Here is a 25,904-nt window from a genome sequence, read left to right as displayed (position 1 = left end):
TAACCTTATTTAACCACCTGTTCTTCTTTTGACGTATACTGATGCACAATATAGCGGTTAACGGCATTTAAAAATGCATTGACCGAAGCTTGCAGAACATCCTGTGCGGTACCTCTTCCATTCATTGTTTCGTCATTGACAATCAGCTGGACGTGGGATTCAGCGAGCGCATCCTTGCCACGGCCGACAGAATTAAGCTGATAGTCGGTTAATTGCAGTTCTTCTTTAATCAATGTGTCCAATGTTTTGTATAATGCCTCAACGCTTCCCTGACCCGTGCAGGCTGTCTGAACAGTCTTACCATCCGGTGTTGTCAAGGAGACTGTTGCTGTCGGGATATTCGACGTCCCGTACTGCACCTGGAACATTTCCAGCTGATATTTGTTAACCGCAGACGTGTCGGTCTGAATCTCCATCAAAATCGTATAAAGATCATCATCCGTCACTTCTTTTTTACGGTCTGTCAGCTGTTTGAACATCCCGAATGCCTCTTTCAACTTCTCATCCGAAAGGTCAACACCAAGCTCGCTTACCCGGTCCTTGAAAGCATGTCGTCCGGAGTGTTTTCCCAGGAACAAGGTATTGGCTTTGACCCCTACCATTTCAGGTGTCATAATTTCATAGGTTTCTTTATTTTTTAAGACGCCATCCTGATGAATCCCTGCTTCATGCTGGAAGGCGTTACGGCCGACAACCGCCTTATTCGCCTGCACATACATGCCGGTCAATTTTGCAATCAAGTCGCTCGTGCGTTTCGTCTCATCCAATTTCAGTCCGGTGTTGTACGGATAATAGTCTGAGCGGACGCGCAATGCGACGGCCACCTCCTCGAGTGATGCGTTGCCGGCACGCTCTCCGATGCCGTTGATTGTGCCTTCCACTTGAGTCACACCATTTTCCACAGCAGCGATCGAGTTGGCAACGGCCAATCCCAAATCATTATGGCAGTGGCAGGAAAGCTCAACCTGATCGATATTCGGAACGTTCTCCCGAATGTAACGGAACATGGCACCATATTCAGCCGGGGTTGTGTAGCCGACTGTGTCCGGCAGATTGATGACTGTTGCCCCTGCGTCAATCACTTTCTCAATGATCTGGGTCAAAAAGGTCAAGTCTGATCGGGACGCGTCTTCTGCCGACCACTCGACTTGCGGAAATTTCTCCCGTGCATAACGGACCATGCTGACGGCGTTCTCCATCACCTGTTCCGGTGTCTGTTTTAATTTATAGGTCATGTGAATCGGCGATGTTGCCAAAAACAGATGCAGCCGCGGTTCTTCAGCGTATTTAAGGGCCTCCCACGCTGTATCGATATCTGACTTGACGGTCCTTGCCAGCCCTGTGACAGACGTGTTTTTGATGGTTTTTGCAATTTCTTTCACTGCCTCAAAGTCACCCTTGGAGGAAGCAGGGAATCCTGCTTCCATCCGGTCCACGCCCCAGCGTTCCAGCTGCTTGGCGATTTCCAGTTTTTCCTGTTTGTTCAAGTTGACACCGGGTGATTGCTCACCGTCCCTCAGCGTTGTATCGAAAATTTTAATTTGTGGCATGTGCCGTCACATCCTTTTGTTTGTCTTTTTTGTCTGCTTGCAGTGGCTGCTTGACAAAAGGCATTAACTCGCGGAGCTCCCTTCCAACTTGTTCAATCTGATGGTTATTTTCCCTTGTATTGATCGCATTGAATTGCGGCCGGTTTGCCTGGTTTTCCAGGATCCATCCTTTGGCAAATTCACCTGATTGAACCTCACGCAGAATGTCTTGCATCCGTTCTTTTGTTTCGTCATTGATAACGCGCTTGCCGGATACAAAGTCACCCCACTGAGCTGTATCGGAAATCGAGTAGCGCACATTTTCGATGCCGCCTTCATACATCAAATCAACAATCAGTTTCATTTCATGCAGACATTCAAAGTAAGCAACTTCCGGCTGATATCCGGCGTCTGTCAATGTTTCGAATCCGGCTTTTACAAGGCTGGTCAATCCACCGCATAAGACAGCCTGCTCACCGAACAAATCGGTTTCCGTTTCTTCCTGAAAGCTCGTTTCCAGAACGCCAGCTCTAGCTGAACCGATCCCCTGTGAATAAGCTAAGGCCAGTTCCTTGGCGTTGCCGGTGACATCCTGAAAGACCGCGTATAATGATGGTACCCCGCCGCCATCTTCAAACGTACGACGTACCAGATGCCCTGGGCCTTTAGGTGCCACCATAAATACATCGACGTCACTCGGCGGGACAATCTGGGAAAAATGGACATTGAATCCATGGGCAAATGCAATCGCATTGCCGGCTTCCAGATTCGGTTTGATGCTGTCCTCATAAACTTTTGTCTGAAGTTCATCCGGCAGAAGCACCATCACAACATCCGACTGTTTGACGGCTTCAGCTACCGACACTACCTCAAATCCGTCGTCTTGCGCTTTTTGCTGCGATTTACCCGGTCTCAGGCCGACGACAACTTCATAGCCACTGTCCCGGAGATTGAGGGCATGGGCATGCCCCTGTGAGCCATAACCGACAACCGCAATTTTTTTCGACTGCAATACTTCTTTTTGGATATCCTTTTCGTAAAGTACTTTTGTCATGTTTATCATCCTCCAAATAGATTTTTAAACCAAATGTGAATTGATTTCAGTAATTTCCTGAGGCTGATACCCTCTCAAAAACGCTGTCATGCCTGTTCGTGCCAATTCTTTGATGCCATAAGGCCTGAGCAGGGCAATCAATGCTTCGACTTTATCCGGTTTGCCCGTCACCTGGATTGTCAGACTATCCCTGCTGACATCAATCACGGATGCCCGGAATGGGTTGATCACCCCCTGGATTTCGGCACGCTGCTGGCCGCTTCCGCCAACTTTGATCAATGCGAGTTCTCGTGCCACAATCGCCTTATCAGTTATATCTTTCACTTTCAAAACATCAATTTGCTTATTCAGTTGTTTCGTCAACTGTTCCAGCTTCTGATCATCGCTAATTTCCACAACGAATGTCATTTTTGATATGCCGTCCCGTTCTGATTTACCGACAGAGATGCTTTCGATATTGAATTGCCGTTTATGGAGCATGCCGGTAATTCGGTTCAGGACACCGCTCTGATCCTGTACATCGGCTGTGATAATCCGTCTCATCGTGTCACCCCTATCATTTCGTGAAGCCCTTTTCCGGGGGCAATCATCGGGTAGACGCATTCCTCCTGGATGACGTGACAGTCAATCACAACCGGGCCATCATAGGCAAAAGCTTCTTCCAAAACCTCGGTCACTTCCAATTCAGTTTCCGCCTTCATGCCGCGGATGCCATAGCATTCAGCCATTTTGACAAAATCAGGATTTCCCGGAAAAATCGATTCGGAATATCGTTTGTCATAAAATGTTTCCTGCCATTGCCGTACCATGCCGAGCGATTGGTTATTGATGATCACCACTTTGACCGGAAGCTGCCTTTCTTGAATGACCGACAGTTCCTGTGCCGTCATCTGGAAGCCGCCATCACCGACAACTGCAACAACCAGTTCATCCGGTGCTCCCAATTGTGCGCCGACTGCGGCCGGGAATCCGAATCCCATTGTTCCAAGTCCGCCTGATGTCACCCAACGATTCGGTTTGGCAAATGGATAATATTGAGCCGCCCACATCTGGTGTTGCCCGACGTCTGTCGTCACAATCGCCTCGCCATCCGACACCTTGTAAACCTGCTCGGTCAGCCATTGCGGTGAGATTAAGGCTTCCGATCGGTCATACCAGTATGGGTAATCCGACTGCTTCCGGCGCAATGTATCGAGCCATTCATCATGATCGCTGGCCGTTATCGCTGTTTCCATCAATGCCTCAAGTGCTTCCTTGGCATCAGCCACAACCGGTATTGCCGTTTCAACGTTTTTGCCGATTTCGGCCGGATCAATATCGACATGAGCTACTTTGGCGTTTGGAGCAAAATGTTTCAGATTGCCGGTCAGCCGGTCATCAAACCGTGCCCCGATGTTGATGAGCAAATCACAATCATAAATCCCCATGTTAGCTGCATAGTTGCCGTGCATCCCGCCCATGCCGAGCGACAGTTCATGTGTTCCTGGAAAACCTCCCAAACCAAGCAGGGTATTGACAACCGGGAGCTCGTGTTTTTCCGCAAATGCTGTTAACACATCTGAAGCTTCTGCAAAAACGACACCCGCACCGGCAAGAATCAACGGTTTCTGTGAGCGGCTGATCGCTTCTGCCAGTTTAACGATTTGCAGCGGATTCGGTTTCTTGTTCGGCTGATAGCCAGGGAGGTGGCAGTCTCCGTCCTGCGCAATACTGACATCTGATACCCCTGATGAGATATCTTTTGGGATATCGACAACAACCGGCCCCTGACGTCCTGTCGACGCGATATGAAAAGCTTCTTTGATGACCCGAGGCAGCTCCGTGAGATCCCGGACCTGATAATTGTATTTCGTAATAGGTGTCGTAATTCCCATCACATCTGACTCCTGAAAGGCATCCGTTCCAATGACATTACTGGCTACCTGGCCGGTAAACACAACCAGCGGCAGGGAATCCATCATGGCATCAGTAATACCGGTGATCAGATTTGTTGCCCCGGGTCCTGATGTTGAAAGGACCACCCCGGGTTTTCCGGTTACCCGTGCATAACCTTCTGCTGCATGGACTGCTCCCTGCTCGTGGCGTGTCAGTACATGCTCAAACGGTGCATCACTGCGGTACAAGGCATCATAAATCGGCAGTACCGCTCCGCCCGGATAACCGAATACGGTGTCCACATCGGCAGCTGTCAAAGCCTGAATCAGTAAATCAGCCCCGGTCACCTTTTTTTCGTTTTGTTTCAATTCCTGCTCAGCTTTAACATTCACTGCACGTCGCCTCCTTTAGTATTTTGTTTTTAAAAACTTAAAGCTTTTCCCTGCTGAAAGGGGCTGCCAAAGTTTTTAACGCAATGATTAAAAAAGACCCTTTTCCGCCCGCACAAAACTGCATTGTTGCTTGCAGAATGATTGGGGAGAAAAGAGTCTTCTTTCCACGGTACCACCCAGTTTCATAGCATCTTCACAAATACTATCTTGCCAGCTGACAACTTTTCAGCTGATTTGATAACAGGTACATGAGCCTGCACCTGGCCAAGCCTAATTGGAGTTACCGTTCAGCAAGGCACTCAGAGAAGATGTCGGAACAATATGCACTTCCGGGCTTCCAGCAACCCCGGATCTCTGTGAATGCATCGGCATGTTCCTTTTTTCTCGTCATCGTGTTGAGACTATTAAATTCATTCGATTATTCGCTGACTTTGAAAAGTCAAAAGTTAATATTGCCGATAATCATATAACGATTTTTCCAAACGGTCAACAGCTTTTTTAAATTTTTTAGACGGTTTTGATAAGTCAAAATAATTGTATACGCTTACAATGACGCCGTCTCGCGGATCATACTGAAATATTTCAATTTTGTTACAAAATAATTTGGGCGAAAAATAACCCCGGGGAAGCTTGACCCGGGGTGGGACAAAGGGTTGGTGGGACAAAGGGTCAGACCCCTTGTCCCATTACTGAAAATCCGTCACGGCACCTTTTGAGGCGCATGACACATTATGCGCATATTTGCCCAGAACACCTTTTTTATAAAGTGGTGGTGCTGACCAATTCTGTTTACGCCGCTTAAATTCCTCCTCGGACACATCAGCTGTTATGTCTTTTTTCTCAGAATCAATCGTGACCTGATCACCTTCCTCCAAAAATGCGATCGGTCCACCGGCCTGTGCCTCAGGAGCAATATGCCCGACGACGAGCCCATGTGTGCCGCCTGAAAAACGGCCATCTGTCAGCAGCGCAACTTTTTCACCCAGACCTTTTCCAACCAGCAAACTCGAGACGGATAACATTTCAGGCATGCCGGGTCCGCCTTTTGGTCCGACGTAACGGATCACGACAACATCGCCTTCCTGAATTTTGTTTTGCCGGATTGCTTCAGTTGCTTCCTGTTCGGTATTGAAAACACGGGCAGGGCCAGTGTGGCGTTTTACTTTGACACCGGATACTTTCGCAACTGCCCCTCTTGGTGCCATGTTGCCTTTCAGAACAATCAGCGGACCATCCGCGCGTTTCGGTTTATCAAGCGGGGCAATCACGTTTTGATCTTCGGCCAGGGATGGTGCTTCAGCCAGGTTTTCCGCCACTGTTTTACCGGTAACAGTCAGACAGTCGCCATGCAGATAGCCAGCTTCATAAAGCAGCTTCATGACTGCCTGCACACCACCGGCTTTGTGCAGATCCTGCATGACATATTGCCCGCTCGGTTTGAGGTCGGCTAAATGCGGAACTTTTTTCTGAATCCGGTTAAAATCGTCAATCGTGACATCCGTCCCGACAGCATGTGCCATTCCCAGGAGATGCAAGATGGCATTTGTCGAACCGCCAAGTACCATAACCACGGTCATCGCATTCTCAAACGCCTTTTTTGTCATAATGTCTTTCGGGTAAATGCCTTTTTCCAGCAGCTTGTACACCGCTTCACCAGCAGCAGCACAATCCGCCGCTTTTTCCTCAGATTCGGCAGGGTTTGATGAGCTGCCCGGCAGGCTCATGCCCATTGCTTCAACCGCTGATGCCATGGTGTTGGCGGTGTACATGCCGCCGCATGCACCGGCACCCGGACATGCTTTACACTCAATATTCTTCAGTTCCTGATCATCAATGTCGCCATTGTTATGTTTGCCGACACCTTCAAAAACAGACACGATGTCAATGTCTTTACCGTTATGTGATCCCGGCGCAATTGTACCACCATAGACGAATACCGCCGGCACATCGGCGTTGGCAATTGCAATCATGCAACCGGGAATGTTTTTATCACAGGCACCGATCGCAACAAACCCATCCAGACTTTCCGCCCCCACCACCGTTTCAATCGAATCGGCAATCAGATCACGGCTCGGCAGCGAATAGCGCATCCCTTGCGTCCCCATCGAAATTCCGTCCGATACGGTAATCGTATTGAAAATGAGCGGTGTCGCACCAGCTTCCCGAGCTCCTTTTTTGGCGCTGACAGCCAAGTCATCGATATGGATATTACATGGTGTTACCTCACTCCATGTACTGGCAATACCGATCATCGGTTTTTGAAAATTTTCGTCGGTTAAACCGACCGCACGCAGCATCGCCCGATTCGGTGCCCGCATTGTATCATCACTGAAGACGTGGCTTTTTATACGTAAATCTTTTTCCACTCCGTATTCCACCTTTCTTTTTTCGGGTTATTATATGCTTTATTTTTAAATAATTCAATGTTTTAATTAAATTTAGGTTATCGATGTTGTACCGCGCTGCTCGAATTGATGTTATTCTCGCACGAACTGGTGCTGTTCCCTCCCAAGTTTCTGGCATTCCCGCACGAGTTTCTGGCATTCCCGCACGAGTTGGCGCTGTTCCCGCTCGAGTTTCTCGCATTCTCGCACGAGTTTAACTCACCGCTGGAATGCAGCCGTTTTTAACAGGTCAGCCTGCTTTATGGTGCGCATCATCAACTGACGATTCACTTCTTTTGCCCCACCATGTTGCCAAAACTGGACCGGAAATATTGTGCCAGACACTGAACAAGGCACTCGGGACAGCGGCAATCGGCGAAAAGTGGGCAAGCGCCAAAGTCGATCCAAGACCAGAATTCTGCATACCGACCTCAATTGATACGGCTTTTTGGTCGGCAAAATCAAACTTGAACAATTTCCCGATCAAGTAGCCAATCGCAAGACCAAGTACGTTATGCAAAATGACGACTGTAAAGATCAGCAATCCGGTTGTAAGGATATCCTCACGGTTAACCGCAACAACGGCAGCCGCTACAGCCACAATACCAATAACGGAGACCAGTGGCAGTGCTTTGAGACTTTTATCAACTTGTCTGCTGAACAATAAACGGATGACAATACCCAATACAATTGGGATCAGCACAATTTGCACAATCGATATAAACATGTCCGCCGCAGATACTGGCAGCCACTGACTGGCAAAAAGCAAAGTCAGAGAGGGGGTCAAAATCGGCGCCAGAATGGTCGATACTGCTGTCACCGACACAGACAGCGCTGTATTTCCCTTGGCCAAAAATGTCATAACATTTGATGCCGTACCACCCGGGCAGCAACCGACCAAAATGACACCGGCCGCAACCTCCGCGGGCAGCTGAAACATAACAGCAAGGCCAAACGCCACCAGCGGCATAATGATATATTGCGCCGCCACAGCAACCAGAACACTTACCGGTGCCTTGAGCACCCCTTTAAAATCATCCAGCGTCAGTGTCAGTCCCATACCAAACATAATAATGCCGAGGAGGATAGATACATGGGGCGCAATCCACGCAAAACCTCCCGGAAACATTAAACTTAACATACCAAACAGAATTACCCAGACGGCAAACGTATTGCCAGCAAAATTACTCACTTTCTCCAATGTTTTCATGGTTTCCCCTCCTAAATTGAATTAACTTTTCAGATAATTTAATACTTTACCACAATGATTCAGACAAGGGAAGCGTAATTTTTAAAAGATTATAATAATATGCAAAAAATCAAATTTTGGGCTTGCTTTTAATGCAAAAATATTCTATGATGGATTATAAATTTTTACACAAGGGGATGGCGACATGGAGGAAGAACAACAATTAATTCCAATGAAACTCTGTTCTTCAGGCAAAGAAAAACCCCAGGCAGATCAGCTGGAGTTTGGACGAATTTTTACAGATCATATGTTTTTGATGGACTACACGGATGATAAAGGGTGGCATGATCCGCGCATTGTACCGTACGAGCCGCTGACTGTCGATCCGTCGGCAATGGTTTTCCATTACGGTCAGTCGGTATTTGAGGGGATGAAAGCGTATCGCACACCGGACGACGAAATACTATTATTCCGTCCGCAGCGCAATTTCAAGCGGATGAATCATTCCAACAGCCGACTTTGTATCCCGCCGATTGACGAGAGATTTGCGCTAAAGGCAGTCAAACAGCTCGTCGGACTGGAGAAAGACTGGATTCCTGAAGCGGAAGGAACATCACTGTATATCCGGCCGTTTATCATTTCGACTGAACCTTTTCTCGGTGTTGCACCATCACGCCATTATAAATTTATTATTATCCTATCGCCGGTCGGTGCGTATTACGAAGAAGGTATTGATCCAGTAAAAATTGCAGTTGAAAATGATTATGTCCGCACTGTAAAAGGCGGCACCGGTGAAGCCAAAACCGGCGGAAATTACGCAGCAAGCCTGAAAGCCCAGGAGGTAGCGGATGAAGGCATTGCCCAGGTCCTGTGGCTTGACGGGGTTGAGCGGAAATATATTGAGGAAGTCGGCAGCATGAATGTTTTTTTTAAGATTGACGGAAAAGTCGTCACACCTGCGTTGAATGGCAGCATTCTGGAAGGTGTCACCCGCAACTCGGTTATCGAGCTGCTGAAGCACTGGGATGTACCGGTTGAAGAACGGAAAATATCCATGGAAGAAGTGTATCAGTCGCATAAAGCAGGCACGCTGGAGGAAGCATTCGGCGCCGGAACAGCCGCCGTCATCTCCCCAATCGGTGATCTGGTATGGAACCATGAACATCTGGAAATCAACAGCGGCAAAACTGGCGTGACAGCCAAACGGCTTTATGACACCCTCACAGGTATCCAATACGGGAAAATCCAGGATCCATTTGACTGGGTTGAAAAAGTGGAGGAGATCAGACAGAGCACATTGCGGGCTTCGGGTTAAAATACCCGGACTGCCGCCTGTCTGTTCAAAGGTCAGAGAGCGGTAGTCAGACTCGAAGAAATCGGTGAGTTAGCCTATTAAAAACCCGGCACACATCACGTGCCGGGATTCTTAGCACCTATCATCTCTTTTTTCGCAAGTTTCACAAGTAAATAGACGATTGGCGTGTCAATTAGGGCAATCATTAGTTTGACCACATATTGAGAAACAAGCATGCCGAGTAAGACACCGAATGGGACAGTTCCCCAAAAGGCGACCGTGATAAAAATCGCCGTATCAGCAAGCTGGCTGGTCATCGTGGACAGATTGTTCCGCAGCCAAAGTTTCGACTCCCCATGTCGTGCCCTTAAACGGTGAAAGATGCTGACATCAAGGTTTTGGCTGACGGCATACGACATCAGGCTGGCAACCATCACCCGGAAACTTCCGCCCAAAATGGCCGCAAACTCTGACTGCATCCCAAAATCCGGTGCCGGCGGTAATTCGATAACGATAAAAATGAAAACGAGTGCAATGACCTGTGTCAAAAAGCCTGCTTGTACAGTCTTTCGGGCCGCCTCCTTCCCGTACACTTCACCAATCACATCCGTAATGATGTATGTGACAACATAGACAACAAGCGTTCCAGGCAGCACAATTTCCCCGATGCTGAACAATTTGACACCTATCACATTGGCTAATAATAACAATCCGACAAATAACGCATTTAAATAAACAAACATTATATCCTCTCCCTATCAATTGAAAAGCCTGGTCACCCAGGACTTTTAACAGAAAAACGACTAATCTGGCGTATTGATACGTTCAGGAAAGGATTCAGAGCTGGCCCTCTATCAGCGATTATCAATGTTTTCCGGATATAGATCATGATTCATCAAGCGTTGGGTTGCCATCTGCTCAAACTTGGTATCCGGCTTTCCGTAATTGCAGTATGGATCAATGGATATGCCCCCGCGCGGTGTGAATTTCCCCCATACCTCAATGTAGCGCGGATCCAGCAAATCGATTAAATCGTTCATGATAATATTCATGCAATCCTCGTGAAAATCCCCATGATTCCGGAAACTGAACAAATACAGCTTCAACGATTTGCTTTCAACAATTTTCTCATCCGGTATATAGCTGATATAAACTGTCGCGAAATCCGGCTGTCCGGTCATCGGGCAAAGCGTCGTAAATTCAGGACAGTTGAATTTGATAAAATAATCACGGTCAGGATGCAAGTTATCAATTGCCTCAAGCACGTCAGGCGTGTAATCAAACTGATAATCTGTTCCTTGATTCCCCAGTTGTGTCAAATCCTGTAAATCATCACGTCGTTCTGCCATCGCGAAAACCTCCCACCTTAACATTTGGCAAATAAAAAAACCACGGCCTAAGGCACATGGTTTCAACATTGGTATCATCTGTCCTTAGTTTTTTATAGAGGGTTAAAGCTAAGAACCTCTCCCGTCATCAAAACGGATATGCCATTATCCAATTTATACACCCAGTATTATATAGCGGTAATGAAGTTGTGTCAATTTGCTTGATTCTACCCTTTGCATGTCGCGCGATTACGCAACTTATCGCGCGAATTTACAGAAGTGTTGCGCGAATTCATGGTGTTGTCGCGCGAATTGGGATGAACGTCGCGCGAATTCCTGGGGGTGCCGCGCGAAATCCCGTGAGCGCTGCCAAGATATTTCGGGGCGTTGAGCGAATTTAGATGGTGTACCGCGCGTTGGCACAATTTGCGCCAGCGCAGAAAAGATATTCCTAAAGCACTACACCTCACGCGTACTCATGACATCAACACCCTTTAAAGCCTGTGACGCCAGCCGGTCCGCTTCTTGATTATTTTTTCGTGGTATTACATCATAATCCGGGTCAATCCCAAGCCGTTCAAGATCATCTTCAATCCAGTCCGCCCACTTGTTCAATTCCGGTTCATAACACGGCCATTCACCTTTCAGCTGATTGATCACAACCTGCGAATCGCCGGCAAAGGTCACCGGCAAATGATGGACACCGATCAGCTCCATTTCCTGTACAGCCAGATGAAGTGCAGCATATTCAGCTTCATTATTGGTTTCAAGCTCCTCGACTAAAGCATTTTTGCGCTGACGCCATGACTTATCGTTCTGTTCAAAATAAATAACACAGCCAAGACCGGACGTCCTCGTATTCCGGTCAAAGCCGCCGTCAAAATAAACGGTCACATCATGTGGCTCAGTCTGAATAGCTTCCATCTGTTTCTTTAATTCTTTTACCGTCCATTTACGGTCATAGTTGTCAATAAAATCCACACACTTTGCACGCCTGGTTTTTTCCAGATCCTCAGCCAGCAAAAGTGCCTTGGCTGCCGGCATCTCTTCTGACCTGAAAAAGGTCTCAGTCCCTTTAGGTGTGGCATATGCTAATTCAATCCTGACATTCATGCGGAATCACCTTTGTCAATTTGATTCATCTTAGACAGTTTACCCCTTATGTCATCTAAATATCACCAAGCAAAACTCAGCTGAATCCAAGTCCCGGTTTCTCTAATAATTCAACTGCAGGGTCGCACCATATAATCCCGCCATCTGGGAATGCTTTTTCAGCCATCATGCTGCGTCAAGACCATAAGGTATTAAAAACCGTCTTGAATCATAAAAAATCTTCTTTTAAATGTTATTCCGGATGTAATTTATCTTTGTTAATGCTATTTGTGATGATTCCTTGTGCTCAGCTGACGGTCATCCCCATATCCACCCGTTCACCTGAATATAATCGTGAATGGTTTTGTGCAAATGGTTATAATCATGAATGGACATATAATGAGTCCTCTTCTCTATTAATTTTCTGAAAACTAGTTATAATTAGTGTACGAAACCTGGACGATTAAGTCAATTGGGGCGCACAGGGTATGACCTCACGTCCCATCAACCAAACAAAGCCCAGCCTTCTTTCATAGCTATCTTTTTCATGGTGTCATCTGGGTTCACAACTATTGGATGTTTAACGAATTGAAACAAGGGGACATCGCTTTCGCTGTCGGCATATGCCCACGTTTCATTTGCCTCAGCTTTTGTCAGGTTGCCAAGCTGTTTCTGACGCTCAATCCACTTCCTGACATGGTTCACTTTTTCATGGCCGTTAATGAGAGACCCGACTTTGCCTGTACAAATCCCATTCCCGTCAATCTGCAGTTCCGTACTGATAATATGGACATCCAATCCCATCTCTTTTGTGAACGCTTTTAAAAAGGGGGCAAGTGCACCGGACAAAACGATGATGTGATCGCCCTGCCGTTCATGTTCGCGAATGGTATGGATCAAATCATAATGGACATCATGCTTGCCCATTTCCACCAGTTTATTGAAAAATTCATCAAGTTCTGCGTCTGTCATACCTTTAAACGATTTAGCAAACGCCTTGAAAAATTGCATCCTGAACGCATTTTTGCCTTTGACCAGACCCGCAGTTATCGCTTTGACAATGCCTGTCCCGACAACAGCCCACTGCTTCAAACCAAACGTTCTATTCGCTGCCTGGAACATCATTTTAAACGAATTTCCCTTGTAAAGCGTGCCGTCAAAGTCAACGGTCACAACGCCCATGCCCATCACCTCTTTATTTTATTGTAAGCCAGTCCATAGCAAAAGTAAATATCTCAAATAGCGTGAAAAAGGGCTGCACAAAATGCATAGCCCATCCATTTGGAAGAAATTCAGCTGACCGTTAATAAGCTACAGCACTGTTTTTATAATCCTGTATCATATTGCGAACAGCGCACAAATCCTCTTAAATGGTTTTCCAGTATTTTACCAATCCGGAAAATCGCATCCTCATTGCCGTTGATACTCATAATCTGAATCCCAATCGGCATGCCATTTTCATCTTCACCCACAGGAACGGTCAATGACGGCAACCCCCAGACATTGGCATACGCCACGAACGGCATATACTGCAAAAACGTTTTACGAACCGAGAATATGTCTCGATACACTTTGCCATGTTCAAGTGCACCTGTATGGTAGACCGGGAAAATCAGCAGACGGTTCGGTAAATACGCCGATAAGACATCATCACCCTGCTCAACCGTCGCTTCAATTTCCTTTAACCTTTGAGAGGACGGTTTAAAAACCTTTGCTCCAATCAGCGCCCATGAAAGATAGGGATGAACCGCTGTTTTGCGGCTGAGTTTTTCTTTTACATAAGACGATAAGACATTTGGCCGTCCATTGAAAGCCAATGCCCTAATCGCTTCTCCTCCATCAATCGACATGATTTCCTGCCAGAGCTGGGCACTGTCGTTAAAATAAGGCGGCACAGCACGTCTGACAGTCAGCTCTTGCTTTAAAACCTCTTCAATCTGATCAAGTGCGTGCTTCGTGCGGGCAGATAACGGAAAGCCCGTGTCAGCGGATAAAATATCAACAATGAAATCATTTATGGCCTGTTTTTCCGGCCGTTTATTCGCCATTATTTGGTATAAACATTCAATATCCCTGACTGATTTTCCCATTGGGCCAATCCCCGACATTCGCTTCTGCAGCGGATGATCAAATCCGGGAAAATGGCCTTGATCAGATACCTGATGACGCCCTGGTTTGAAACCAATGACACCATTGAAATGACTCGGAAAACGAATGGAGCCGCCAATATCGGAACCAATACCGGCGGCCGCTCCGCCTGTACCGAGCAATGCACCCTCGCCACCGCTCGAACCACCCGATGTCCTTGACAAATCCCAAGGGTTATTTGTCCTGCCGTAAAGTTTATTATCCGTTTCCTGGCAAAAGCATAACATCGGGGTATTCGTTTTACCCAAAATAATCGCACCTGCTTTTTTCAGCCTGCTGACAACCTCGGCATCTTTCCTGGAAATCAGATGCTTACGGTGCATAAGGCCTCCTGTCGTTTTCATACCCGTAACGTGGAACGCTTCTTTCACGCTGATCGGTACACCATATAATGGACCATCGTTTGGCTGATTTCGCGCTTCATCCTTTTGCCTGGCTTCGTCTAAGGCTTTTTCATGGCGCTCCTCAACCACCGCATTAATCGCAGGATTCACCCGTCTCTGGTGGTCAATATAGGTTTTCACGATTTCTGAGCTTGTTCGTTCATGATGTTTGACGGTAGCAGCAAGTGACGTGGCATCCATATCAAGGATGGTTTGTGCAGACGACGCCCGACTTTCAGTTCCTGTATACATTTTTATACACCTGCCTTTTGATAGATAATAGAATTACCCTATATCTTGTTCTTTCGCTCTCCGGGTGAAGCAGTTTAACTTAATAATGTCCCAATCCGCTCACAGGTGTCTGGATAATGACCGGGTTTTTTGCCGGATCAAGCCATTGTTAAATCTTAACGACGTTCGCCTGCGATACCCCGGTACATCCTGCCGTATAGCTGTTGGCCACATGGAAAAAGATTGCACTCCCGGCACCGGGCGTCTGATTTGTATTATAGTTAATGACAAATCCATAAGTGTAAGCCGGTATATCCATATTTTCGGCACTCGACCACTGATCTTTCGTCTCTTGCTTGGACTGCCACGTGTTATACAATTCCGATTCGGGATCGTCTACCCAAACATCATCCGGCGTAATGCCTCTAAATGGCAATTTGGTTCCCGGATTGCCGCTTCGACCAAATGCTGTTCCAATCGTATATTTGCCTGTTGGGCTTTTCATATCCCCCTCTTTTTTCGAATCAGCAAAGCCATTCTTCCCAATAAATCCCGGTACATCAAGCAGCTGATCCCATGTCCCATTTCCGTTCCGCTCAAATGTCTGAACGCGTGCCCGATTGGTTCCGTATCCATTGGTTGTGACAAGTATAAGCTGGTTATTCCCATCAACTGTATTAAGCTTGTCCGCATCATTACGTTCCGGCTGCTTTGTATTTTCATTTTTATCAGACTTTTTACTCTTTCCGGAATTTGTTTCTTTACTGTCTGTCGATTGCGAACTGTCTTCACTTGCATTTACCTGTCGCACTTCCACTTTATCATCTGATAGATATTTTCCGTTCACATAGCCAGACAGGTTATCACCGGCTATTTTCACCCATCCATTTTCTTCCGGTACCGCACTTGCATCCACCGATTGATTAATAGCCAAAGCTCCGACAGCATCATAATCGGTCCCTGGACCTGAGCGGACATTCAAGGATGAAACGGTTACATATTTGGTGATAGATTCAATCGGCTCTTCCGTTTTCTCCGCTCCCTCTTGTTCTTCATCCTCTGATTGATCCTGGTTATCGTTAATATGTATTTCTTTCTTCTTCATTTTAGACTCCGACTTTGTCGGATCTTCAACAGCGAACCTGGCAAGTTTCGCATCATTTGTCGTTGCTTTAATGTCTGATCCCTCCAAAGCATCATGCTTCAGCAAACCGCCCTGCATGACGGCAAGCACAAACAAGGCTGCAATTAAAAGTAAAAAAGACGAAACAGTTACCCATTTTTTCTTTTTCAAAATTGTATACCCCCTACTAGGACTTTATATCTATGGGCAGTATATCATAGAGTGAAACTACATTCAGCGTTGTTCTTCCACTGGATGTTAGTTGAACCGAATCGGCCCTGTGAACTAGCCTTTCTTTTTTTGGAAAGCTATTGTCTATAAAGGAGGGGAAAAATTGGTTTTTGATAGATTCGTCTATCATTTTCCTTACGAATTTTGTTTACCTGCGCGAATTCAGAATGCTCTTGCGCTGCATTGCGCAAATTGGGCGCTTGTCGCACGAATTGGGGCGCTTGTCGCGCGATTTGAGGTGTTTGTCGCGCGATTTGAGGTTGGGACGCGTGGTCAGAGACCCCGCGGTCCCAACCGATTTCATTTATTCAATCATTTTTCTTATTGCGTTTTGCTTTAACTCGCCACAACGCTAGCGCAGAAAGGGATGTGACACCAGCAACAATTGGGCCTTTTTTCAGCTTATTGTCGTCAGTGTAAAACACATCTTTCACAACCAGATTCATATTTTGCGGGCGTTCGGCAAGACGGCGCATGAAATACCCGAACCAGTCATCCCCAAACGGAATATACGTACAGAAATGATAGCCTTCATCAGCCAGCTTTTGCTGCATGTCATTCCGGAAACCGTAAAGCATCTGGAATTCGAATTGATCATTATCAATATTGTGTTTCTTCACAAACGCTTTCAGTTCATCAATAATATGATGGTCATGCGTAGCAATCGATGTGAACGTATCTCCCAAAAGTCTTTGTTTGGCCAGCTTCAGAAAGTTACGGTCGATATCATGTTTGTCTTGATAGGCCACCTTTTCACTTTCTTTGTATGCGCCTTTGACCAGCCTGATCCGGACATCTTTCAACTTTTCCAGATCATCCCCCGCACGATAAAGGTACGACTGGATGACTGTCCCGACATTATCATAGCTTTCACGGAGGAGATGAAGCACATCCAGTGTCTGTTCATAATGTGTATAGTCTTCCATATCAATATTGACGAAAATATCGTACCGTTTCGCCGTATCAAGAATTTCCTTCATATTATCTATGCAATAATCCTGATCAATATCCAACCCAAGCTGGGTCAGTTTAACTGATAAATGGCAATCCACACGTTCCCTGTGAATTGCTGCAAGCAGCGTGATGATTTTATCCTTGGCCTGACTAGCTTCTGTTTTATCAGAAACAAACTCACCGAGGTTATCAAGCGTACAGCTGATGCCTAGCTGGTTCAACTTCTTAACCGCTTCCAAAACACTTTCAACGGTTGTACCGGCAACAAATTTATCGGCACCAAGGGAAAATCCCCACTTTTTCGCCTGCGTATTCAAAAATCGATTATTTGAAAGTCCGATAAAAAAATCCCGTGTCAAATTTGCCATGATGAAAACTCCTTCACTTAATTTGCTGCGAATCTCTTATTGATTGTGTATAAAGCCATGTGATTCTATTATACTACAAAATACACTGAAAAATAAAATACGAAGGAGCCGTACACTTTCTACCAAAACGGTTAAGTTTCCTTTATTAATGAATTTTGATGTAATACTTTCCATGAGAAGGTCATGCTTTCTAAATGTAACAAGCATATATTTATGATAGCGTGCCTTCTCTTTTTTGGCTGGAAAAATGCCTCATTCTGCCTCAAGAATATTTGACACATATTTTAAAGATATTGGAAACCTGCTGTTGAATGGTCAGAACTTCTGGTATTATAAATGCTAAAAAGGGACAAAGGAGACTCGACAACGTGGCAAACGACATACTACTGCGGACACTGGAAAAAGATGATTTATTATTTTTGCACAAACTATTCAATAATCCGGATATCATGAATTACTGGTTCAGTGAATCTTATATGTCCATGGAACATTTGAAAGACAGCTATGACAAAAACAAAGATAACCCACGGAACCGTGAATTCATCTTAACCGACGGTGATCAAAGACTGGGATTTGTCGGACTGTTTGATATCGAACAGAGACATCGGAATGCGGAATTTGCCATCATGATCGACCCTGTCCATCAGGGAAAGGGTTATGCAGCTGCCGCCACAAAATTGACAATAGACTACGCGTTTTCCGTACTTAATCTCCATAAACTTTACTTGATCGTTGCCAGGGCAAATGAGAAAGCCAAACATATTTATGAAAAAGTTGGCTTCCAGGTTGAGGGAGTCATGAATGAGCACTTCTTTATCAATGGGGAATATCATGATGCTGTCACAATGTGTATGTTTCAGCGGGACTACTGGAGATTGTCGTGACTGGAGCCTTAAAATTTAAGTCAGATCTGAAACACACGGGGGTTCAGGAGGTAATCGAACACTTTCTAACCCCCTTCTATATTTCCGGGAACAGTAGCTGCCGGTCAAACAAAATCAGCAGCGCTCAACCGGCAGATTTGACCCGGTCAACATATTTGAGAGTTCACCGATGCCGTTTGTTCCGCTTATTATCCAAATTGAGAAACTCCCGATCCTTTGCGAACTCCACATCAGGATCAGGTTTTTGTTTCACAAACCGGTTTTTATTATTTTGCTTGTTCTTATCTTTGTTTCGGTTCTTGTTCTGTTCTGACATCTGACTTTCCTCCTAAACTTATCGGATTTCATGTTTATCTTATCCACCGGTATTCACATTATGACAAAAACTGTTGTAAACAGGTACATTCATTCTTCAGACTTATTGACATTTTACTAATATTCGTATACCTTTTTTACTATATCTTGTACAAAGGAGGTATAACATGGGAGAATGGCTTTTGGAAGTAACTGACGAAATAAGCGGTTTTATTTGGGGTCTGCCGCTGATTATCCTATTAGTGGGAACGGGTTTGTACTTAACTGTCCGATTAGCGTTTTTCTCATTCCGAATGCTGCCTTACGCATTAAAAATTACCTTTAAAAAACATGATCAGAAATCCGCAGGGGATATATCCCATTTCCAGGCGCTCATGACGGCTCTGGCTGCAACGGTTGGAACTGGTAACGTCGTCGGGGTGGCAACGGCGGTTGTCGCCGGCGGTCCTGGTGCCGTTTTTTGGATGTGGATCACAGCGCTTGTCGGAATGGCGACGAAATATTCTGAGGGGATTCTTGGTGTCAAATACCGCCAAAAAAATGTTAAAGGCGAAATGTCCGGGGGACCAATGTATTATCTTGAAAAAGGCCTGGGACAAAAATGGCTGGGCATGGTTTTTGCTTTTTTTGCCGTCTTTGCGGCCATCTTTGGAATCGGCAACATGATTCAGGCAAATGCTGCCTCAGATGTTGCCAACGATGTGTTCAATGTGCCGCTTTGGGTAACCGGTCTGGTATTTGCAATTCTCGTTGGGCTCGTTATCATTGGTGGCGTGAAAAGTATAGGACGTACGGCCAGTATCCTCGTCCCGGTCATGGTTGTTTTTTATCTGATAGCCGGTTTCATTATTGTTTTCATAAATATCGATGCTGTGCCACAAGCTTTCGGATTAATTTTCAGTGATGCCTTTACCGGACAAGCCGCTGCTGGCGGAACGATTGGGACGGTTATCCGAATGGGGGTTGCCCGCGGACTGTTTTCCAACGAAGCTGGTCTGGGTACCGGCGGGATTGCCGCTGCAGCCGCACGTACAGACGTCCCGGCACGTCAAGCACTGATTTCCATGACCCAAGTCTTTATCGATACTATTATCGTTTGTACGGTTACAGGTCTCACATTAACCATGGCAAACTTGTACACAAGCGGAACGGAAGGTGCTGCACTCACAGCACAATCGTTTGAAGCACTGCTGCCTGGATATGGTGATATTGTTGTCGCGGTGACACTGCTGACATTTATTTTCTCGACCATTTTGGGCTGGGGCTATTTCGGCGAAAAATGTTTTACCTACCTGGCCGGGGACAACTTTACCATAATTTACCGGATTATTTTCGTATTGGCTATCATCCCCGGAGCTACGATGTCACTGGAAACAGTATGGAACCTGGGTGACATTTTCAACGGATTAATGGCTGTACCGAACTTAATCGGCATCTTATTCTTATCAGGGGTTGTCGTTAAGGAAACGAAACGATTTAATGAAATACGGACCAAAGAGAATCGTAAAACGGCCTGACTCCATAGCGTCTCGTTCTTAGAAAACGAGACGCTTTTCCATATAGCCAAACAATCAGTCCTTTAAAGAAAAGCCTTCACCTGCCTTTAAAAAAGACCGTTAATCCCCGCTTTATCAGTACGAATGAATCATGCTGGAATGACGTTCATCATATGATGTAAACAACCCTCACAAAATATGAAATACTTCTGTCCATGATGAATTCCAGGGAGGAGAATGAAAATGAATCAGAATCAGGAAAGTAACAGACGTCATCCGACGATTTTAGAGGTACTCATATTACTTGTTCTATTCCTGGCAATTGCCTTTTCGTTTACCGGTATTTTTGATCTGTCCATTCAATTGGCATTGTTTATCGCTCTATTTTTGGTCATCATGCTGGGGCTCAGATTAGGATATAAATATGATGATTTACAGGAAGCGCTTAAAAATGGCATATTCAATGGTCTTGAAGCTGTTTTAATTTTGATTGCTGTAGGGGCGCTTATCGGTACATGGATTGCTGGCGGCATTGTACCAAGCATCATCTATTACGGTTTGGAATTTATTCATCCCAGCATATTTTTATTGGCGACCGTCATACTCTGTGCAGTGACCTCATTGGCTACAGGTACATCTTGGGGAACAGCCGGGACAGCCGGTATCGCGATGGTCGGTGTCGGGGAAGGACTGGGTATTCCGCTTCCACTGGTTGTGGGTGCTGTTCTATCAGGGGCCTATTTTGGAGACAAGCTGTCACCGTTATCCGACAGTACTGTCCTGACAGCTTCAATTACAAAAGTTAACATTGTGGAACATATCAAATCACTGCTTTATGTCAGTATTCCAGCTTTGGTCATCAGTGGCACAATTTTTACGATTGTAGGCTTTACGTATACAGCTGATAATGTCGACTTAAGCAGAGTAGAATCCATCATGACGGCAATCGGGGATACATTTAATATCAGCTGGATAATGCTGATCCCCGCTTTGATAGTCATTATTTTACTGGCTATGAAAAAGCCCGCCGTACCGACAATTGCCTTTGGAGCTTTATTGGGCGCAGTTTGGGCCTGGATATTCCAGAATATGGATTTTATCTCGGCCTTAAATACCGCTTATGAAGGATTTAATCTGCAATCCGGTAATGAATTTATGGATGAATTATTAAACCGTGGCGGCATTACCGGAATGGTTGGGTCCGTCATGGTCATTATTCTCGGGCTTGGTTTTGGCGGTTTATTAAATTACATTGGTGCTTTGCAGGTTCTCGTTGGATCCTTCACCAAATTGATTAAAAATACCGGTCGCTTATCGATTTCGACACTTATTACCGGATTTTTATCCAACGTCTTTGGCTGTGCCATGTATGTTTCGTTAATTTTAACGCCAAAAATTATGGAAAAGAACTATGATCGGTTAAACGTGGACAGAAAAATCCTTTCACGGAACACGGAAGTAGGCGGAACATTAACATCGGGGATGGTGCCATGGTCAGACAATGGCATATTCATGGCTGCCATGTTCGGCGTTCCCGTACTGCAATATTTACCATTCATGTGGCTGAACTTTGCCGCGATTATCCTTGTGATTATTTATGGCTATACCAATAAATTTATTTGGTACATTGAGAAAGATCCGGAAAGTGAAAATGGGCCTCAAGAAGTATGATACTTGAGGGAAAAAAGCTGACTTGATCGGACCGTTTTTCCCACATAGGCACTTTAAAAGCAAACCGCCAGACCAGGTTATCTTCGAGGGAACCTGATCTGGCGGTTGCTTAATGTAAACCTTTTTGCATATGATGGTACAGACGACACTTTTTTACTGTTCTTCACCTGCTGTTTGCTGAGCGTTAAACGTCCATTCCAGATTTAATGAATCACCTTGGAATTGATTTTGCTCTTCGCCGTTATCCACAAAACTGAACTTAACAACAAGATCATCCAGCGTACCAGCTTCGAGGCCATCTTCACCCAACATAGGCAGGAACACTTCTTCATTTACTGCTTCCGGTTCCATATCCTTCAATTCCGCTAACGTTGTCTCATAAATGACATCATTCAGTTGATCAGCGTTGTATAAAAACTCAACCTGGATATGCTCGCCGAAATCCCCGGTGTTGTCGCCCTCCGCATCAGTAACACTATAATCCGTCTCAAGCAATACTTTATTAATATCCAATGAACCACTGTTCTGCAATTCGAAACTACGTGTAACTGAATCACCCGGTTTCAGGCTGTCCACGTCAATAATTGTCGTCGGCTCCACGGCCAAATCCAATGTCCCCGCAGCAAATGTATTGTTTGTCGTCTGGCTTGAACTGAAATAGGCATATGTTCCCCCGCTGATCAGGGTTAAACCTAATGCCGCCGTCATCACACCCATACCCAATTGTTTTTTAATACCCATTTAACATTCCCCTTTCATATTTGATTAAATGTTGTTCAAGTATCTCCCTTTTTGACATCTGGCTTCACTTCTTTTTCCGGCTGATCAATTTTTCGTAACGCACGCCAAATCGTTATAATGGAGTAGATAATGAGGAAAATGCCTGGCAAAACCAACAATATGGCAGCACCCTCTTTGGAATTGGCGAACGTCATGACATAGCCGGCATACGGGATGGAAAATCCGGTATACTCTCCGATAACACTTTCCTGCGTCACCGGTTCCACATCAGGTGCGTCATTTGCGTCCCCTTTCGTTACATAATGTCCATTATCCACTTCTGCAACCCGGTGGGTCACAACCATATCATCATTCGTCTGAAACGTAATCACATCGCCTTTTTGAAATGTATCCTGTGCATCATCGGTATTAATGGCTATAATGGATCCTGTTTGAATCTCCGGCTCCATGGATCCAGACAGCACTGACTTGAGCTGATAGCCAAAAATACTGGCTTCCCCTCCTGATGCTCTCATCACAATGACCGAGAACAAGGTAACGAGCAGGACAATAAATAGCAAGGTTGTTGTGATGTGACTCATCACCTTTAAGATCCGTTTTCCTTTCATATACGTGCATCACCCCGATACCAATTTTCCGTCATTCGTTAGTGCTGTCATCCATTTTCCTGATCCGATTTTACCCAGGCCGGCTGTTGACGACGTATCTGTTTTTTTCGCTTCTTTTCCGTTGTCATTTTTAAATATTTACGCATCCTGTTTATCCGGATTTGTTTTTTCCGTTTGTATGCCTGCATCCTGCTTTCCTTTATCCGCCCCGGTTTCCGGCTCGGAATCATGTTCCTGCTCATCATCATGATCGATGTCACCTTCATCGTTCGGGTCGGTATTCTGTTGATTTTTTTCCGGCTGACCTGCTTCGTCTCGTTGTTCAGCTTGTTCTGATTCACTTTCTTGATGTGTTTCTGGTTGCCCAGTATCCTGATTATCCTTACCGGCTTTCGTTATATTTCCCTCCGAAGCAAATTGTCCGGCAGCAGACAAGTCTCCTTCAGTAACAGCTGAATCCGTAAAATAAGCATTTGTCGGTGACGTTAGCAAAGCAACCGTCAGAAACAACAGATAACTACACACGAGCGGGAAAACAATAGATCGTTTCACATCCGGATTCCTCTTTGTCCACAAAAAACGACTCATGATCATGCTCCTTTGAACATCCCCTGAAGTTAAACACCCCTTCTGCGGCAATTCACGATTACCGCAGAAGCAGGATATTTAAGGTTTGACCTCTATTGCCACTTATCAAGCAAATTGTCAGCATGTGTCCGCAGTTCAGTTGCAGCATCTTCCATTATCTGTCCATTTTCCTCGTAATGATGAAGCATTTGCTTGAAACTGTTCATATGTTTGACAGCCTTATCGCTTGTACCGCTGTCATGAAAATGCCCAATCGTTGTCAGCTGCATCCTCATCAATCTTGCCTGACTGCCTGTAATCTCGCCATCTGATTTATACTGATCGACAAGCGTCAGCATGGCATCGATACTTGACGCTTGCTCAATTTCGATGGTCTGTTTTGTCACATGTCCGCCAAGATCGACCACTTTGAACTCGAACGCATTTTTACCATTTTCAAGATCCAGTTCGATATCGTCAATCGTTTCTTCAAAGCCTTTCATGCCATACGGTTCGGACTGGTCATGACGATAGACCTCACTACCGTTCACATATAAGCGGATATCATCAAAATTGTCGGTAATGGTTGCTGACACATTAATGGAATTAGCGTCCGTTTTGTCGGGTGCATCTACTTGCAATGCTGCTTTTTCTGTATCCACAAAATATCTCCGGCCAATTTCCGCTTCATTCCCAGCATTGTCGACTGCCTTGATATGCTTTAAAAAGTAACCATCACTGTCATGATTGATGGGGACCGAAAAATCATAGCGGTCTTCTGCTTCGTTATAGACAAGCTCAGCCACCTCACCATCAACGGTCACTTCGTCGACGCCGGATTGATCGGTTACATAGCCTGTAAATTTAACTTCCCTTGAGGTTTTAATACCCTGAAATTCCGGTGTCATCAAATGAAGCTCCGGCATGGTTGTATCATTTCCTTCAGATGCCACTTCTTTTACCTGGTTGCCGGCATAATCGACAGCCACAACACTTAATGTTTGCTCAGGTTTCAGCTTTTTCGTCAGCTGATGTTCAGTTTCACCACCGGCATACGGCTCATCCAGTATCGATTCTCCGTCAATCCTTACGTCCCAGTATGAAACTCCGACACCATCCGAATTATCTTCTGTATCAACACTTACCGTTTGCGATTCCTTATCAAATTCCGCATCCAGTTCGGGAGCTGTCGTATCCAGTTCAATAGGAATTTCAAGTGATTGCCATTCGGCTTGATCATAGTCGATAATGGCCTCCACCTGCAGATAATATTTGCCTTCCGGTGCCTTTTCGCCGTCAATTTTGCCATCCCAGATGCGTGAAGAATCCAAATAATACATCGGTCCTGCACCGGCATCGTAATAGTTCTTGGCAATATAAGACTCGGTCGCAATGGTGCGTACTTTTTCTTTGTTTTCATTTAAAACATTAAATCTTACTTCTTTTGCATTCCTCAAAAATGATGGGACGAGTAATGCATCATCTTTTTGACCATCTCCATTTGGCGAAAAGGCAATTTTATCCGGATCCGTTTCGCCTGTCTGCAAATCCTGACCGAGGAAAGCAAATTGCTGGTTGCCTTCTTCATCTTCTCCACTTGATGTGGCAATCCCGGTCATCCCGTAATAAGAATCCTCATCCCACATCGGCTTGTCCAATATCGGTGCATCATCCCATTCGCCTTTAAAGCCGACATAAGGGACTGATATTTCCGGATTCACATCATTCGGATCTGTCAGTGTCACAAACCCTTCAAGCCAATAGCCGTTTGTGAAGGTTTCCATTAATTGCGCATCCACATCGCTGACATCAATGGAAACAGTAATGGTCGCCTCACCGTTTGCTGGTACGTCGATTTCACTGACATCTTCACCATTAACGGTTGCTGCTCCGTCCAGTTCCATTGCTGCAAACTGATTGGGAGCAACGATTGTGTCCTCACCATTTGCAACAGGCTGATCTGTCTGGGCATTAGCTTTGACATCATATGTGATCGCTTCATCTGTTAGGTTTCGTGCCGTCAATTCGAATGTCACGTTATTTTCAG

The 25,904-nt window shown here is 45.5% G+C and carries 22 protein-coding genes and 1 riboswitch; of the genes, 4 read left to right on the top strand and 18 right to left on the bottom strand.

All coding sequences use genetic code 11. The features are described 5' to 3' along the window. Nucleotides 1–5 precede the first annotated feature (5 nt). From VK080_RS09340 to VK080_RS09315, 6 genes are all read right to left on the bottom strand, one after another. Nucleotides 6–1,550 (bottom strand): 2-isopropylmalate synthase, encoded by a 1,545-nt coding sequence (locus VK080_RS09340; RefSeq protein WP_324224500.1) that lies wholly within the window; start codon nt 1,548–1,550, stop codon nt 6–8. Further along, the gene (gene ilvC / locus VK080_RS09335) at nt 1,537–2,583 is read right to left on the bottom strand and encodes a ketol-acid reductoisomerase (protein ID WP_324224499.1); all 1,047 of its coding nucleotides are present in this window, start codon (nt 2,581–2,583) and stop codon (nt 1,537–1,539) included. Before ilvC ends, VK080_RS09340 begins: the two co-directional genes overlap by 14 nt. Nucleotides 2,584–2,607: 24 nt before the next feature. Further along, nucleotides 2,608–3,126 carry an acetolactate synthase small subunit gene (gene ilvN, locus VK080_RS09330; RefSeq protein WP_324224498.1) on the bottom strand — a complete coding sequence of 173 codons (519 nt, stop codon included), beginning with the start codon at nt 3,124–3,126 and terminating at the stop codon, nt 2,608–2,610. After that, nucleotides 3,123–4,850, bottom strand: coding sequence for a biosynthetic-type acetolactate synthase large subunit (gene ilvB / locus VK080_RS09325; RefSeq protein ID WP_324224497.1), 1,728 nt, complete (start codon nt 4,848–4,850; stop codon nt 3,123–3,125). The genes ilvN and ilvB overlap by 4 nt, the downstream gene beginning before the upstream one ends. A 686-nt stretch (nt 4,851–5,536) precedes the next feature. Beyond that, nucleotides 5,537–7,216: a dihydroxy-acid dehydratase gene (gene ilvD, locus VK080_RS09320; protein WP_324224496.1), complete on the bottom strand. Its 1,680-nt coding sequence runs from the start codon at nt 7,214–7,216 to the stop codon at nt 5,537–5,539. A gap of 268 nt (nt 7,217–7,484) precedes the next feature. Further along, complete coding sequence (locus VK080_RS09315) at nt 7,485–8,444, bottom strand: bile acid:sodium symporter family protein (RefSeq protein ID WP_324224495.1); 960 nt, start codon at nt 8,442–8,444, stop codon at nt 7,485–7,487. A 184-nt stretch (nt 8,445–8,628) separates the two neighbouring features. Between VK080_RS09315 and VK080_RS09310 the strand changes: the two genes are divergently transcribed. Further along, nucleotides 8,629–9,738: a branched-chain amino acid aminotransferase gene (locus VK080_RS09310; RefSeq protein WP_324224494.1), complete on the top strand. Its 1,110-nt coding sequence runs from the start codon at nt 8,629–8,631 to the stop codon at nt 9,736–9,738. 95 nt (nt 9,739–9,833) lie between these two features. Here the strand turns inward: VK080_RS09310 and VK080_RS09305 are convergent, their stop codons facing one another. The 7 genes from VK080_RS09305 to VK080_RS09275 all read right to left on the bottom strand — a co-directional run bounded on the left by VK080_RS09305 (nt 9,834) and on the right by VK080_RS09275 (nt 17,575). Continuing rightward, the gene (locus VK080_RS09305; RefSeq protein ID WP_324224493.1) at nt 9,834–10,460 is read right to left on the bottom strand and encodes a queuosine precursor transporter; all 627 of its coding nucleotides are present in this window, start codon (nt 10,458–10,460) and stop codon (nt 9,834–9,836) included. Nucleotides 10,461–10,571: 111 nt separating this feature from the next. Beyond that, nucleotides 10,572–11,066, bottom strand: coding sequence for a preQ(1) synthase (gene queF / locus VK080_RS09300; protein WP_324224492.1), 495 nt, complete (start codon nt 11,064–11,066; stop codon nt 10,572–10,574). A 78-nt stretch (nt 11,067–11,144) separates the two neighbouring features. Continuing rightward, a riboswitch (PreQ1 riboswitch) is annotated at nt 11,145–11,191 on the bottom strand. A 313-nt stretch (nt 11,192–11,504) separates the two neighbouring features. Further along, nucleotides 11,505–12,158, bottom strand: coding sequence for a ribonuclease H family protein (locus VK080_RS09295; RefSeq protein WP_324224491.1), 654 nt, complete (start codon nt 12,156–12,158; stop codon nt 11,505–11,507). A gap of 483 nt (nt 12,159–12,641) precedes the next feature. After that, nucleotides 12,642–13,319: an HAD family hydrolase gene (locus VK080_RS09290; protein WP_324224490.1), complete on the bottom strand. Its 678-nt coding sequence runs from the start codon at nt 13,317–13,319 to the stop codon at nt 12,642–12,644. 143 nt (nt 13,320–13,462) lie between these two features. Next, complete coding sequence (locus VK080_RS09285) at nt 13,463–14,920, bottom strand: amidase (protein WP_324224489.1); 1,458 nt, start codon at nt 14,918–14,920, stop codon at nt 13,463–13,465. Nucleotides 14,921–15,068: 148 nt separating this feature from the next. After that, the gene (locus VK080_RS09280; RefSeq protein WP_324224488.1) at nt 15,069–16,193 is read right to left on the bottom strand and encodes an SH3 domain-containing protein; all 1,125 of its coding nucleotides are present in this window, start codon (nt 16,191–16,193) and stop codon (nt 15,069–15,071) included. A gap of 368 nt (nt 16,194–16,561) precedes the next feature. Beyond that, nucleotides 16,562–17,575 (bottom strand): proline dehydrogenase family protein, encoded by a 1,014-nt coding sequence (locus VK080_RS09275; protein WP_324224487.1) that lies wholly within the window; start codon nt 17,573–17,575, stop codon nt 16,562–16,564. A gap of 368 nt (nt 17,576–17,943) precedes the next feature. Between VK080_RS09275 and VK080_RS09270 the strand changes: the two genes are divergently transcribed. Continuing rightward, nucleotides 17,944–18,459 carry a GNAT family N-acetyltransferase gene (locus VK080_RS09270; protein ID WP_324224486.1) on the top strand — a complete coding sequence of 172 codons (516 nt, stop codon included), beginning with the start codon at nt 17,944–17,946 and terminating at the stop codon, nt 18,457–18,459. A 163-nt stretch (nt 18,460–18,622) separates the two neighbouring features. Here VK080_RS09270 and VK080_RS09265 read toward each other — a convergent pair whose 3' ends face one another. Next, nucleotides 18,623–18,775 carry a hypothetical protein gene (locus tag VK080_RS09265; RefSeq protein ID WP_324224485.1) on the bottom strand — a complete coding sequence of 51 codons (153 nt, stop codon included), beginning with the start codon at nt 18,773–18,775 and terminating at the stop codon, nt 18,623–18,625. A 166-nt stretch (nt 18,776–18,941) separates the two neighbouring features. Here VK080_RS09265 and VK080_RS09260 point away from each other — a divergent pair, with 166 nt between their 5' ends. Next, nucleotides 18,942–20,291: a sodium:alanine symporter family protein gene (locus tag VK080_RS09260; RefSeq protein WP_324224484.1), complete on the top strand. Its 1,350-nt coding sequence runs from the start codon at nt 18,942–18,944 to the stop codon at nt 20,289–20,291. Between the two features lie 222 nt (nt 20,292–20,513). Beyond that, nucleotides 20,514–21,941 (top strand): Na+/H+ antiporter NhaC, encoded by a 1,428-nt coding sequence (nhaC, locus tag VK080_RS09255; RefSeq protein WP_324224483.1) that lies wholly within the window; start codon nt 20,514–20,516, stop codon nt 21,939–21,941. Between the two features lie 153 nt (nt 21,942–22,094). Here nhaC and VK080_RS09250 read toward each other — a convergent pair whose 3' ends face one another. From VK080_RS09250 to VK080_RS09235, 4 genes are all read right to left on the bottom strand, one after another. After that, nucleotides 22,095–22,682 carry a CalY family protein gene (locus VK080_RS09250; protein ID WP_324224482.1) on the bottom strand — a complete coding sequence of 196 codons (588 nt, stop codon included), beginning with the start codon at nt 22,680–22,682 and terminating at the stop codon, nt 22,095–22,097. Nucleotides 22,683–22,717: 35 nt separating this feature from the next. Then, entirely contained in the window at nt 22,718–23,290 is a 573-nt protein-coding gene (gene sipW / locus VK080_RS09245) for a signal peptidase I SipW (protein ID WP_324224481.1), read from the bottom strand. Nucleotides 23,291–23,428: 138 nt separating this feature from the next. After that, nucleotides 23,429–23,878 (bottom strand): SipW-dependent-type signal peptide-containing protein, encoded by a 450-nt coding sequence (locus VK080_RS09240; protein WP_324224480.1) that lies wholly within the window; start codon nt 23,876–23,878, stop codon nt 23,429–23,431. 92 nt (nt 23,879–23,970) lie between these two features. Next, the coding region (locus VK080_RS09235; protein ID WP_324224479.1) for an Fn3-like domain-containing protein at nt 23,971–25,904 on the bottom strand (1,934 nt) is incomplete at its 5' end.

It is taken from the genome of Lentibacillus sp. (genome assembly GCF_035301925.1).
In the GTDB taxonomy this organism is placed as follows: Bacteria; Bacillota; Bacilli; order Bacillales; family Amphibacillaceae; genus Lentibacillus.
The sequence above is the reverse complement of the archived record's forward strand: the minus strand, read 5'-3'. Positions and strand labels throughout refer to the sequence as shown.